We start from the raw sequence: 13,080 nt of genomic DNA, 5'->3' as shown, positions 1-13,080 counted from the left end.
GGAGGCGCGGAGGACGCGGAGGGTCAGGCTCGCGGCGAAGCCGCCCTCCCTGATCGGTCGAGGGGACAAAGCCGCTGGCGCGGCAAACCCGCCCCCTCCGCGCCTCCGCGCCTCCGCGCGAACCATCCGTCTTCGCGTCTTCGCGTCTTCGCGTGAACCTGGACCTGTTCGCGCCCTCCTCAAGCCTCCCCTTTACGCGGCAGGAGACCCGTCAGCGTGACCGCTTTCGCCGAACTGGTCGCCGCGACCAATTATTCGTTCCTGCATGGCGCCAGCCATCCGCTCGACATGGTGGCGCGCGCCGTCGAGCTCGGCCTGGCGGGGATCGGCATCGCCGACCGCAACACCGTCGCCGGCGTGGTGCGCGCGCACGATGCGCTGGTGCGCGCGCAAAGGGGGCTGATCGGGGCGCGCCTGCCCCCGCACGATTTCAAGCTGGCGGTGGGCGCACGGCTGGTCTTCGCCGACGGTACGCCGGACATCGTCGCCTATCCGGCGACGCGTCGCGGCTGGGGCCGGCTGACGCGGCTGCTGACGCTGGGCAATCGCCGCGCGGTCAAGGGCGGCTGTATCCTGGGATTGGGCGACCTGCTGCGCCACAGCGACGACCTGCTGCTCATCGTCCTGCCGGACTGCAGCATGGGGGATGCGCTACCGGCGGCGATGCCCGACACGATGCTGCCGCCGCAACGCAGCGATCCGGGGCTCGCCGCGACGCTGCCCGATCTTGCCGCGGCGGCGCCCGGGCGCGTCTGGCTGGGGGTCAGTATGCCGCGCAGCGGGCGCGACCGCCGTCGTGTCGCGCGTCTGGCCGGAATCGCGGCGGACAGCGGCGTGCCGATCGTCGCGACCACCGACGCCCTCTATGTCGGTCCGGAGGCGCGACCGCTGCACGACGTCGTCACCTGCATCCGCGAGGGCACGACGCTGCGCCACGCCGGCCGCCGGCTTGCCGCCAATGCCGAACGCCATCTGAAACCGCCCGAGGAGATGCTGCGCCTGTTCGCCGACTGGCCGCAGGCAATGGCGGAAAGCGTCGCCCTGCTCGACCGCATCGGCTTCGATCTCGGTCAGCTCCGCTACGAATATCCGCACGAGCCCGTCCCCGCCGGCTGGCACGCCGACGACTGGCTGGAACATCTCGTCTGGCAGACCGCGCTCGACCGTTACGACGGAGTCGTGCCCGAACGGATGCTGCGGCTGCTGTACGACGAATTCTGGCTGATCCGCGAACGGCAATATGCCTATTACTTCCTGACCGTCTACGACGTGGTCCGCTTCGCGCGCCGCGCCGATCCGCCGATCCTGTGCCAGGGGCGCGGTTCGGCGGCCAATTCGGCCGTCTGCTTCCTGCTCGGCATCACCTCGGTCGACCCGCTCGAACACGATCTGCTGTTCTCGCGCTTCGTCTCTGCGGAGCGCGACGAGCCACCCGACATCGACGTCGATTTCGAGCACGAGCGGCGCGAGGAGGTGATGCAATATATCTACCGCCGCTACGGCCGTCACCGCGCCGCCATCGCCGCCACGGTGATCCACTACCGGCCACGCTCGGCGGTACGTGAGGTCGGCAAGGCGCTGGGCCTGACCGAGGACGTGACGCAGCGACTGACCAGCACCGTCTGGGGCAGCTATGCCGGCCGCTACGAGCCACGGCATGTCCACGATACCGGCTTCGATCCCGACAATGTCGAGATCGCGCGCCTGTACGACCTGGTCGGCCAGCTGCTCGAATTCCCCCGCCATCTGTCGCAGCATGTCGGCGGCTTCGTGCTGACCCACGGCCGGCTCGACGAGACGGTGCCGATCCACAATGGCGCGATGGCGGACCGTACCTTCATCGAATGGGACAAGGACGACATCGACTGCCTCGGCCTGATGAAGGTCGACGTGCTCGCGCTCGGCATGCTGACCTGCATCCGCAAGGCGTTCGACCTGATGCGCGTCCATGGGCTCGGCGATCCGGCGCTCGATACGGTGGCGGTCGCCGAACATCCCACGGTCTACGACATGCTGTGCCGCGGCGACAGCATCGGCGTGTTCCAGGTGGAAAGCCGGGCGCAGATCAACATGCTGCCACGGCTGCGCCCGCGCAAACTCTACGACCTCGTCGTCCAGGTCGCGATCGTCCGGCCGGGGCCGATCGAGGGCGACATGGTCCATCCCTATCTGCGCCGTCGCGCGGGCAAGGAGCCGACCGAATTTCCCTCGCCCGACCCGCGCTTCGGCCCGCCCGACGAATTGCGCAACCTGCTGCGCGAAACCTATGGCGTGCCGCTGTTCCAGGAACAGGCGATGAAGCTCGCCATCGTCGCCGCCGAATTCACCCCTGACGAGGCGAACCAGCTGCGCAAGGCGATGGCGACCTTCCGTCACGTCGGCGGCATGCACAATTTCCACGCCAAGCTGGTCGAGGGCATGACGCGCCGCGGCTACAGCCGCGACTTCGCCGAACGCTGCTACAAGCAGATCGAGGGGTTCGGCTCCTACGGCTTTCCCGAAAGCCATGCGTTGAGCTTCGCGCGGCTGGTCTATGTGTCGAGCTGGCTCAAATGCTTCCACCCGTCGGTCTTCGCCTGCGCGATCCTCAATTCGCAGCCGATGGGTTTCTATGCGCCGGCGCAGCTGGTCGCCGACGCCCGCGCGCACGACGTCGTGGTGCGGCCGATCGACGTCAACGCCAGCGACTTCGACAATGGTCTGGAACGGGACGAGGACGGCAGCCTGGCGCTGCGCCTGGGCTTTCGCCAGATCGACGGCTTCCGGGCAGATTGGGCGACGTCCCTGGTCGCCGCCCGCGCCGCCGGTCCGTTCGCGGGGGTGGAGGCGCTGGCGGCCCGCGCTGGCCTGCCGCCCCGCGCGCTGCGGCTGCTCGCCGATGCCGACGCATTCGGTTCGATCGCGCTGCCGCGCCGCGACGCCCTGTGGGAGGTGCGTCGCACCCCGCCCAGGCAGCTTGCGCTGTTCGCCGCGGCGGAGGCGCCCGAACTCGGCGTCGAGCCGTCGGCCGCCCTGCCGGCGATGCCAAGGAGCGAGGAGGTGGCGACCGATTACCAGACCACCCGCCTGTCGCTGAAGGATCATCCGATGCGGTTCCTGCGCCCGCTGTTCGCGGCCGAGGGCGTGCTGTCGAGCGAACAGGCGGCGCATAGCCGCGATGGCCGCCGGGCCAAGGTCGCCGGCGTCGTGCTTGTCCGCCAGCGGCCCGGCAAGGGCAATGCGATCTTCGTCACCATCGAGGACGAGACGGGGGTCACCAACGCCTTGCTCTGGGCGCGCGATTTCGAGGCGAACCGGCGTGCGGTGATGGCGGCACGGCTGATCGTGCTGGAAGGGGTGATCCAGCGCAGCGAGGAAGGCGTCGTCCATCTGATGACGACCCGCGCCCATGACCGCACCCACGAACTGGCGCGGCTGTCGTCGGGGCAAGTCGACCCCGGCGTGCGTCCCAAGGCGATCGTCGCGCAGGATCCGCGCGGCCACCACCCCCGCGACGTGCGGATCATGCCCAAATCCAGGGACTTCCACTGAATGTCGGGCATCGCATGGCGGGCACCGCGAGCGGGGCCACGCCGCGCGCCGCGCAGGTGCACGAGTGCGACTTTTGAGACTTTCCAGCCGGCCGGTTTGACCTCGGCCCCCCGCCGCCCCACATGGGCGCCAGTCCCGCGAACAGGAGCGCACCTTGGCCACGCTAGGCATGTCCCCCGCCGAAAAGACCGCTGTCGAGGAATTCCGCCGCGACGTCGTCGAGCCGTCGATGACGCAGCTCGTCATCCTCGATTTCTGGGCGGAATGGTGCGGCCCGTGCAAGGCGCTGGGGCCGGTGCTGGAAAAGGTCGCCGCGGCCTATGCCGACAAGGGCGTCGTGCTGGCCAAGATCGACACCGACAAGAACCAGTTCATCGCCGCGCAATTCCAGATCCGTTCGATCCCGACCGTCTATGCGATGTTCCAGGGGCAGCTGGTCGCCGACCTGACCAGCGCGCGCACCGAATCGCAACTGCGCGCGATCCTCGACCAGTTGCTCAAGCAGCTGCCGATCCAGTCGGAGGCGGCGGATGCGGCGGCGGAGATCGAGCCGCTGATCGCGATGGGCGAGGAGGTGCTCGCCGGCGGCGACGCCGAGCGCGCGCTGTCGATCTTCGACCAGCTGGCGGAGATGGCGCCGGATCATCCGGCCGTGCTGTCGGGTCGCATCCGCGCGCTGGTCGCGGCGGGCCGGACGGACGAGGCGCAGACCGCGATCGATGCGCTGCCCGCCGATCTCAAGGACGCCGGCATCGATCGCGCTAAGGCGGCGCTGGCGCTGGCGCAATCGGCGCAGCCGGTCGACGATTTCGCTGCGTTGCAGGCGGAGGTGACCAACAATCCCGACGATCACGAGCGTCGCTTCGCTCTCGCCAATGCCCAGATGGCGGCGGGCGATCGCGACGGCGCGGCGGACAATCTGCTCTACATCGTCGCGGCCGATCGCGCCTGGAACGACGGCGCCGCCCGGCAGCAGTTGCTCAAGCTGTTCGAGGTGGTCGGTCTGGAGGATCCCTGGGTGTCGACGCAGCGCCGCCGCCTGTCGGCGATCCTGTTCGGCTGACGTCCAGCGCCATGACGATCACCCGCCTGTCGATCTTCCCGCTGCCCGGCGCCTTGCTGTTTCCGGGCATGCATCTGCCGCTCCACATCTTCGAGCCACGCTACCGGGCGATGGTGTCGGACGCGATGGCGCGCGACCGGCGGATCGGGATGATCCAGCCCAACGGCGCGGTGCGGGCCGACAATCCCGAACTGCCGGCGCTCTACGACCTGGGCTGCGTCGGCCGGATCGCCGAGGTCGAGGCGCTCGACGACGGCCGCTACAATCTGGTGCTGGAGGGCGTCGCGCTGTTCCGTCCGGTGCGCGAACTCGACGTGACGACGCCGTTCCGCCAGGTCGAGGCGGAATTGCTGCCGGTGGCGCAGGACGAGACGCTGTCGCTCGCCCGCCGCTCCGCGCTGGAAACCGAATCGCGCCGCTTCGCCGACCTTCAGGGCTATAGCGTCGACTGGGACGGCGTCGCCCGGCTCGACGACGAAAGCCTGGTCAACGGCATCGCCCAGATCGCGCCGTTCGACGCAGCGGCCAAGCAGGCGCTGCTCGAGGCACCCGACATCGAGCAGCGGGCGGAGCTGATCATCCAGCTGATGCAATTCTTCGGCCGCCATGACGGCGACGACCGGGTGACGCTGCAATGAGCGCGCCGGCGATCGATCCGTGGCTGCTCGGCAAGCTGGTCTGCCCCGTGACGCGCGGGCCGCTGCGCTATGACGAGGCACGGCAGGAACTGGTCAGCGAGAAGGCCGGCCTCGCCTATCCGATCCGCGACGGCGTGCCGGTGATGCTGCCCGAGGAAGCGCGGCGGCTGTAACGCAATGGCCGATCCGCTCGACGTGACGGGAAGTTGGGACGGCATCTTCAGCTATCCGCGGGCGATGCCGCCCAACGGCTTCCGCTGCGAATTGCGCGAACATGCCGGCCGGATCAGCGGCGAGACGCAGGAACGCCGCGATACCGGACCCGACCGTGGCACCACGATTCGGGCGCTGCTCGACGGCGTGCGGCAGGGGCGATCGGTGCGCTTCACCAAGCGTTACGATTCGCCGGACCTCGCTTATTATGCCGTCGTCTATGACGGCGCGCTCGCTGCGGACGGCGACGAGATCAGCGGACGCTGGGACATCGCCGGCCACTGGAGCGGCAGCTTCATCATGGTGCGGCAACAGCGCCGCGGCGTCGCGGCGAAGCGGACGGTGGCGGAAGAGGTGCGATAGCGACCGGCCGCACCGCCATCACGCCCGCGCCAGCGCCTCCGCGATCAGGCGGCGGCTGTTGTCGACGCCGTACAGGGCGATGAAGCTGCCCATCCGCGGCCCCTGTTCGGAGCCGAGCAGCGTCTCATACAGCACCTTGAACCAGTCGCGCAGGCCCTCCTTGCCGTAATGCTTCTTGCCGATCTCATAGACGTGGTTCTGCAGCACGACCGCCGGGTCCTCGTCCGCCTGCCCGGTGCCGTCGTCTTCCGCCAGCAGCGCATCGAGCTCCCGCAGCGCTTCCGCCTCCTGCGCCGTCGGCGCGCGGCGCTGCAGGGTCGGCGCGACGAAGGTGGTGGCATAGGCGACGGCGTAACCGACCAGCCGGTCGAGCTCGGGATGCGTTGCCGGCGACAGCGTCGGGTCGTAGCGCTGCAGGAACGCCCACATCGTCTCGCGGTCGCCGACGCCCGGCAGGCTGGCGAGATTGAGCAGCAGCCCGAACGTCACCGGCAGCGTCGCCTCGGGTACATTGCCGTCGTGGATATGGTGGACCGGGTTGCCCAGCCGCTGCTTGACGTCCTGACCCGCGTAATTGCCGCGGAACTGCCAGTAATCGTCGACCGCGCGTGGGATCACCCCGAAATGCAGTGCCTTCGCCTTCTTGGGTTCGCGATAGGCGAAGAAGGCGAGGCTCTCTTCCGGACCATAGGTCAGCCATTCGTCGATCGATAGGCCGTTGCCCTTCGACTTGGAGATCTTCTCGCCCTTTTCGTCGAGGAACATCTCGTAATTAAAGCCCTCCGGCGGGCGGCCGCCGAGCACGCGCGCGATCTTCGACGACTGGACCACCGAATCGATCAGGTCCTTGCCCGCCATCTCGTAATCGACGCCGAGCGCGACCCAGCGCATCGCCCAGTCGACCTTCCATTGCAGCTTGGACTTGCCGCCGAGCGCGGACTGGACGATCCGTTCGCCGCCCTCGTCGGTGAAGGCGATCGTCCCCGCCTCGGCATCGACCACCTCGACCGGCACCTGCAACACGACGCCGGTCGTCGGACTGATCGGCAGCACCGGCGAATAGGTGGCGCGCCGCTCCGCCCGCAGCGTCGGCAGCATCACGTCGAGGATCGCCTGATAGTTACGCAGCACGCCCTTCAGCGCTTCGTCGAACCGGCCGCCGGTATAATAATCCGTCGACGAAGCGAACTCATACTCGAAGCCATAACGGTCGAGGAATTGGCGCAGCATCGCATTGTTATGCGCCGCGAAGCTGTCGTACTTTTCGAACGGATCGGGAATGCGCGTCAACGGCTTGCCGAGATGTTCGGTCAGCATTTCGCGATTGGGCACATTGTCGGGCACCTTGCGCAGCCCGTCCATGTCGTCGCTGAACGCGATCAGCCGCGTCGGCTGGTCGCTGAGCGCGTGGAAGGCGTTGCGCACCATCGTCGTGCGCAGCACTTCGTTGAACGTGCCGATATGCGGCAGGCCCGACGGGCCATAGCCGGTCTCGAACAGGATCGGCGCACCGTCCGGCTTGCCGTCCGGCCAGCGCTTGAGGAGCTTGCGCGCCTCTTCATAGGGCCAGGCCTTGGAGTCGAGAGCGGCGGAGCGGAGATCGTCGGTCATGATGCGCGGGGGGACTAAGCCCCCCGCGGCGTCACGGCAACGCCCGTGTTAGCGGCAGCGGCGATGGGCGGTGATCGTCCGGTCGACGGCGCGGCCGGCCAAGGCGCCACCGACGGCGCCGCCAATCGTGCCGAGTGCGCCATGGCCGAGGATCGAATTGCCGACCAGCGCGCCGCCGACGCCACCCGCGACCAGCCCGGTGGTGCCGCCCGAATGGGTGCAGCGGCGGACGTGGTGATAGCCGCGCTCGTAGTGGCGATGATGGCGGGCCTGCGCCGCGCTCGTCGGGACGACGAAGCTCGCGGGGATGGTGAGCGAGACGGCGCTGAGCGCCAGCAACAAGTTACGCATAGGGGTCCTCCTCCGACCGATGATCCGTGCCGAACGAGCGACGAACGAACCGGTTTCAATGCCACGCGGTTGCCATTGTGTTCCACCGGGTTAAGGCGGGGGCGGTGATCCCCTATCCTGCCCTCCACGCCAGCCACGGCGGCATCTGGATCGCCACCGCCGAGGGTACGCGCGCGGTCGGTCGGGGCGAGGCGATCGCCCTTGCCGCGGATACGCCGCTGATCCTGCTCAACGCGCCGCTGATCGGGCAGCGGCTCGGCTATGCTGAGCTGTCCGGCCTCGACCTGCTCGAACTCTTCGCCTTTCTCCATCCCGCGCGCTTCACCGTGCCGACGCCCAAGGGCCTTGCCCGCGCCGTCGATCTGTCGCCGCCGGAGAGTGATGAGGATGTCGCGGCCTTCCTGCGCGAGGCGGCGGCGGCATTGCTCGCCGTGCCCGCCGGCAACTGGCCCGAGCGCGAGGGCGCATGGAGTGCGGTACAGGCGCTGACCCGGCTGCGCTGGCCGTGGGCGCCGGCGATCGGGCCGCTGATCGCCAAGCCCAAGGAGCATGAGCGCTGGCTGTTCGGCAAATTGCCCGAATGGGAGGAGGGCGCGCCGCGGCCGGCCCCGCGCGCGGTGACGATCGGTAGCGACGAAGCGGAAGCGCGGCTGGTCGAGCTGACCGGCCACGGCGCCGAGGAACGTCCTGGCCAGCGCGCCTTCGCCGCCGCCGCCAGCGCCGCCTTCGCGCCGCGCAGCGTCCGCGACGCGCCCAATCTGGTGCTGGCGGAGGCGGGCACCGGGATCGGCAAGACCCTGGGCTATCTCGCCCCCGCCTCGCTCTGGGCGGAGCGGGCCGGCGGCGCGGTGTGGCTGTCGACCTATACCAAGGCGCTGCAGCGCCAGCTCGCGCAGGAAACGACCCGCCTCTATCCCGATGCCGAGACGCGCAAGGCGAAGGTGGTGACGCGCAAAGGGCGTGAGAATTACCTGTGCCTGCTCAACCTCGAGGATGCGTTGCAGGGCGGCTTCGCCGGCCGCGCCGCGGTGCTGGCGCAGCTGGTCGCGCGCTGGGCGGCCTACAGCAGCGACGGCGACATGGTCGGCGGCGATCTGCCTGGCTGGCTGCCGACTTTGTTCCGCCGCAACGGCCCCGCCGCGCTGACCGACCGGCGCGGCGAGTGCGTCTATGCCGGTTGCCCGCATTATCGGAAGTGCTTCATCGAACGCGCCGCCCGCGCCTCCGCCGACGCCGATCTGGTGATCGCCAACCATGCCCTGGTCATGGTCAACGCCGCCCGCGGCCGCGAATTGACGACGCGGCCGACGCGCTATGTCTTCGACGAGGGCCACCACCTGTTCGACGCGGCCGATTCGATGTTCGCGGCGGCACTGACCGGGCAGGAGACGATCGAGCTGAGGCGCTGGATCCTCGGCCCGGAAGCGGGTGGCCGCGGCCGGCGGCGCGGACTGCAGGCGCGGCTGTCCGACGTCGCCAGCTATGACGAACAGGGCGGCCTCGCCATCCAGGACGCGGTGGATGCCGCGCGCCATCTCGCCAGCGACGGCTGGCTGGGGCGGATCGCGGAGGGCGCACCGTTCGGACCGATCGAGCATCTGCTCGCCGCCGTCCGCGGCCTCACCTATGCGCGCGCCGAACAGCCGGGCGATGCGGGCTATGGCCTCGAGACAGAACTCGCCGAGCCGACGCCGGAACTGATCGAGGCCGCCGCCCCTGCCGCTGCCGCGCTCGACGCGCTGGTCCGTCCGCTCGTCACGCTCGGCCGGCGGCTGGAGGCGGTGCTGGCCGAGGCGCCCGACTGGATGGACGCCGCGGCACGGGCACGGGTGGAGGGGGCGATCGCCTCGATCGGCTGGCGGGCGGAGACGGTGGCTGGCTGGCTGGCCCTGCTCGCCCGCATCGGCGGTCCGGTCGATCCCGATTACGTCGACTGGCTAGCGGTCGACCGGATCGAGGGGCGCGAATATGACATGGGGCTGCACCGCCATTGGCTCGACCCCACGCGGCCGTTCGCGCGCGTCGTGCTGGAGCCGGCCCATGGCGCGCTCGTCACCTCGGCGACGCTGACCGGCGGCGGCGACTGGGACACGGCGGAGGCGCGAGTCGGGGCGCCGCATCTCGCCCGCGCGCCGGCACGGTTCGAGGTGACCAGCCCGTTCGACTATCCGGCGCAGGCGGAGGTGCTGATCGTCACCGACGTCAAGCGCGGCGACCTGCCGGCACTGGCCAATGCCTATGCGCGGCTGATCGTCGCGGCGGGGGGCGGCACGCTGGGCCTGTTCACCGCGATCCGGCGGCTGCGCGGCGTGCACGGCCGGATCGCCGACCGGCTGGCGCGCGAGGGGCTGCCGCTGCACGCGCAGCATGTCGATCCGATCGACACGGGTACGTTGGTCGACATCTTCCGCGACGATCCCGCCGCCTCGCTGCTCGGCACCGATGCCTTGCGCGACGGGGTCGACGTGCCCGGCCATTCGCTGCGGCTGGTGGTGATGGAGGGCGTGCCCTGGCCCAAGCCGAGCGTGCTGCACGCGGCACGGCGATTGGCCGGCGGTGGCAGCACCTACGATGACCGGATCGTGCGAGCGCGGTTGGCGCAGGCGTTCGGGCGATTGATCCGCCGCGGCGACGATCGCGGCGCCTTCGTGATGCTGTCCGCCGCCTGCCCGTCGCGATTGCTCAGCGCCTTTCCGCCCGGCGTCCCGATCGCGCGGGTGACGCTGGACGAGGCGGTGGCGCGGGTGGCGGAGCGGCTTTCCTTGACACCGATCATCGGGCATGAGGCCGCGCAACTGGGCTGAGCCGGAAAGGGCCGCGATGAAGACGCTGACGCTGCTGCGCCACGCCAAATCGAGCTGGGACGACACCGTGTCGCGCGATTTCGACCGGCCGCTCAACGGCAAGGGCCGCCGCGCGGCCGAGGTGATCGGCCGCCACATGCGCGATGCCGGCCTCGCCTTCGACCATGTCGTCGCCTCGCCCGCGGTGCGCGTCGGCGAGACCCTGGACGCGGTCGAGACCGGCTACGGCCGCACCTTCGCGCCCGCCTGCGACCGGCGCATCTATCTGGCGTCGGCGGCGACGCTGCTCGACGTGGTGCACGACCTGCCGGACACGGCGGCCAGCGCGCTGCTGGTCGGTCACAATCCCGGGCTGGAGGACCTTGTCCTCATGCTCGTGCCCGAGGGGGCAGGGGCGCTGCGGACCGAGGTCGAGGCGAAATACCCGACCGCGACGCTGGCCGAGATGACCTTCGACGTCGCGCGCTGGCGGGATGTCGCCGAGCGGGTGGCGACGCTAACCCGCTTCGTCCGCCCGCGCGACCTCGATCCGATGCTGGGACCGGACGAGCGGTAGAGCACGTCCGTCATGCCGGACTCGTCCCGGCATCCACCGTTCCGCAAACGCTCCGATCGGCGGACATGCAGCGCCGTGGACCCCGGAACAAGTCCGGGGTGACGAGGGGCTTTGTGTCGAAGCGCTCCCGCCTACTTCTTTTCCAATTGCGCCTTCAGCCCGGCGAGCGCGCCGAACGGCCCCGCCTCGTCCTCGCTCAGCACCCCGGCCTCGCGCAGCGCCGCCTCGGCCGCCGGGCTGCGCGGGAAGGGATCGAGGGCGAGCGCCATCGTCTCCGCCGCCGCCTCGCCCAGGTCGATCGCGCCGCCGTCATATGGAATCGTGTCGAGTTCGCCGGCATCCAGCTCGACCTCCTCGCCGTCGCCGAGCGCGGGCACGAACAGCAGGGCGACGGGCTCGTCGACCCGCGCCGCGATCGGCTCGCCGGTCACCGAACAGGCCTGCGTCACCGCCGCGGTCACCGTGCCGCGCACGGCGATCCCCGCCGCCTCGCGCCGGATCGCGAAGCGGGCGGCCAGCGAATCGATCCCGATCAGCCCGAAGCGCGCCGCCAGCCGCGTCCGCTCCGCCGGTTCCGCGGCGATCTCGACCACGCGCTCGCGCTCGCCGATCGTGTCGATCCGCTCCGGGCGGCTGAATTCGGGGGTCATGGCAAGTCTCCCGCGGCGAGGTGATCGACCGATGTCGCCGCCAGCCGGCTATGGAATGCGAGCAGCGCGGCGCCGACATGGTCCACCGCGGCGGGCGCAGGCGCCTCACCGCGATAGAGGTTGCGGACCAGCGCCGGCGCGAGATCGCCCGCTGCCAGCCCGTCGCGATAGGCGCCCAGGCGGCCGCCGAGCAGGCTCATCATCTTACCCATCTGCTTGCCGACGACCAGGTCGCCGATGCCGATCTGGCGCAGTTGCGCGTCCATGTCGTCGACGAACCGCTCGGTCAGCTGCACGCTCAGCGTCGCGGTCGCCGGCTCGCCTTCCAGCCGGAGCAGCACGAAGGCGAGGATGGTCGCGATCATGTCGAACCGGCCGTCCAGCGTGTCGGGAACGGCGCCGTCGACATACCAATGTTCGGCGCGTCCGCGCGTCACCACCGCATTGTACAGCGGCAGCGCCGCATCGCGGTTCTCGCCGAACAACCTGCCCCACAACCCCACGATCGCAACGTCCTCTCGCCTGTGCGCGGCGTCGTCCGCGCTTGATGCCTCTTCGTTCCTCGCATATCGAGGCGTTCGGCGGGCGATGCAATCGGCCTTGCCGCTGCCAGGCGTTGCCGCCGCTGGAGAAAGTGATGAGCGTATCCTTTGCCCGTTCGTGCCTGGTCGCGGGCCTCGGGCTGACCCTGATGGCGGCGGGCGCCTGTACGCCGCTGCGTTCGCATCAGGGCTATATCATCGACGTCGACCTGGTGAATGCGATCCAGCCGGGCGTCGACAATCGCCAATCGGTCGCGGCGACGCTGGGCCGGCCGACCATCGCCAGTCAGTTCGCGCCCGCCGACTGGTATTATGTCGCGCGCGACAGCCGCAATCTGAACTTCCAGACGCCCAAGGCACGCAGCCAGATCGCGCTGAAGATCAGCTTCGACGCGGCCGGCACGGTGACCTCGATCACCCGCACCGGCGTCGACCAGATCGCTAGCATCAGCCCCTATGGCAAGACGACGCCGACGCTGGGCCGCAAGCGCGGCTTCTTCGAGGATCTGTTCGGCAACATCGGCACGGTCGGTGCGGCGGGCACCGGTGCGGGCGCACCGGGCGGCGGCGGACGCACCGGACCGTAAAGCCTCGACCCGATCGGCGTTGGCCGCGCCGCCTGCTACGCATCGGCGCGGCCGTGCCGTGCTTGGATCCGGCACTGATCCCGAAAGGGGTTTGGGATCAGGTGCGGCAAACGTCCGGCACGGCGTTTTGTTCTGACTTTCGTAACCAAAAGTCCGCACGCGTTGCGCGCG

At 69.8% G+C, this 13,080-nt stretch carries 12 protein-coding genes; 8 read left to right on the top strand and 4 right to left on the bottom strand.

Going from position 1 to position 13,080, the window contains the following annotated elements:
- The first annotated feature begins 216 nt into the window (after positions 1-216).
- From ACU5AX_RS16955 to ACU5AX_RS16935, 5 genes are all read left to right on the top strand, one after another.
- Positions 217-3,531, top strand: coding sequence for an error-prone DNA polymerase (locus tag ACU5AX_RS16955; RefSeq protein WP_446691916.1), 3,315 nt, complete (start codon positions 217-219; stop codon positions 3,529-3,531).
- Between the two features lie 169 nt (positions 3,532-3,700).
- A complete protein-coding gene (locus ACU5AX_RS16950; protein ID WP_446691927.1) occupies positions 3,701-4,594 on the top strand; it encodes a tetratricopeptide repeat protein in 894 nt (297 codons plus the stop codon).
- An 11-nt stretch (positions 4,595-4,605) separates the two neighbouring features.
- The gene (locus ACU5AX_RS16945) at positions 4,606-5,232 is read left to right on the top strand and encodes an LON peptidase substrate-binding domain-containing protein (RefSeq protein ID WP_198353989.1); all 627 of its coding nucleotides are present in this window, start codon (positions 4,606-4,608) and stop codon (positions 5,230-5,232) included.
- On the top strand, positions 5,229-5,405 hold the full coding sequence (locus tag ACU5AX_RS16940; protein ID WP_198353991.1) for a Trm112 family protein: 177 nt from the start codon (positions 5,229-5,231) through the stop codon (positions 5,403-5,405). Before ACU5AX_RS16945 ends, ACU5AX_RS16940 begins: the two co-directional genes overlap by 4 nt.
- A gap of 4 nt (positions 5,406-5,409) precedes the next feature.
- On the top strand, positions 5,410-5,808 hold the full coding sequence (locus tag ACU5AX_RS16935) for a hypothetical protein (RefSeq protein ID WP_446691915.1): 399 nt from the start codon (positions 5,410-5,412) through the stop codon (positions 5,806-5,808).
- A gap of 18 nt (positions 5,809-5,826) precedes the next feature.
- Here ACU5AX_RS16935 and ACU5AX_RS16930 read toward each other — a convergent pair whose 3' ends face one another.
- Complete coding sequence (locus ACU5AX_RS16930) at positions 5,827-7,419, bottom strand: lysine--tRNA ligase (protein ID WP_446691914.1); 1,593 nt, start codon at positions 7,417-7,419, stop codon at positions 5,827-5,829.
- Between the two features lie 48 nt (positions 7,420-7,467).
- Positions 7,468-7,770: a hypothetical protein gene (locus ACU5AX_RS16925; protein ID WP_446691913.1), complete on the bottom strand. Its 303-nt coding sequence runs from the start codon at positions 7,768-7,770 to the stop codon at positions 7,468-7,470.
- 104 nt (positions 7,771-7,874) lie between these two features.
- Between ACU5AX_RS16925 and ACU5AX_RS16920 the strand changes: the two genes are divergently transcribed.
- Entirely contained in the window at positions 7,875-10,574 is a 2,700-nt protein-coding gene (locus ACU5AX_RS16920; RefSeq protein WP_446691912.1) for an ATP-dependent DNA helicase, read from the top strand.
- Between the two features lie 16 nt (positions 10,575-10,590).
- Positions 10,591-11,130, top strand: a complete 540-nt coding sequence (locus ACU5AX_RS16915; RefSeq protein WP_446691911.1) for a SixA phosphatase family protein — start codon at positions 10,591-10,593, stop codon at positions 11,128-11,130.
- Positions 11,131-11,261: 131 nt separating this feature from the next.
- On the opposite strand, the gene ACU5AX_RS16910 is transcribed toward ACU5AX_RS16915, so the two are convergent.
- Together ACU5AX_RS16910 and ACU5AX_RS16905 are read right to left on the bottom strand one after the other, a co-directional pair.
- Positions 11,262-11,780 (bottom strand): YceD family protein, encoded by a 519-nt coding sequence (locus tag ACU5AX_RS16910; protein ID WP_446691910.1) that lies wholly within the window; start codon positions 11,778-11,780, stop codon positions 11,262-11,264.
- Positions 11,777-12,283, bottom strand: a complete 507-nt coding sequence (locus ACU5AX_RS16905; RefSeq protein WP_446691909.1) for a ubiquinol-cytochrome C chaperone family protein — start codon at positions 12,281-12,283, stop codon at positions 11,777-11,779. Before ACU5AX_RS16905 ends, ACU5AX_RS16910 begins: the two co-directional genes overlap by 4 nt.
- A 134-nt stretch (positions 12,284-12,417) precedes the next feature.
- On the opposite strand from ACU5AX_RS16905, the gene ACU5AX_RS16900 reads away from it, so the two are divergent.
- Positions 12,418-12,909: an outer membrane protein assembly factor BamE gene (locus ACU5AX_RS16900; protein WP_446691908.1), complete on the top strand. Its 492-nt coding sequence runs from the start codon at positions 12,418-12,420 to the stop codon at positions 12,907-12,909.
- The last annotated feature ends 171 nt before the right edge of the window (positions 12,910-13,080 follow it).

This window comes from Sphingomonas benefaciens (assembly GCF_052907485.1).
The sequence above is the reverse complement of the archived record's forward strand: the minus strand, read 5'-3'. Positions and strand labels throughout refer to the sequence as shown.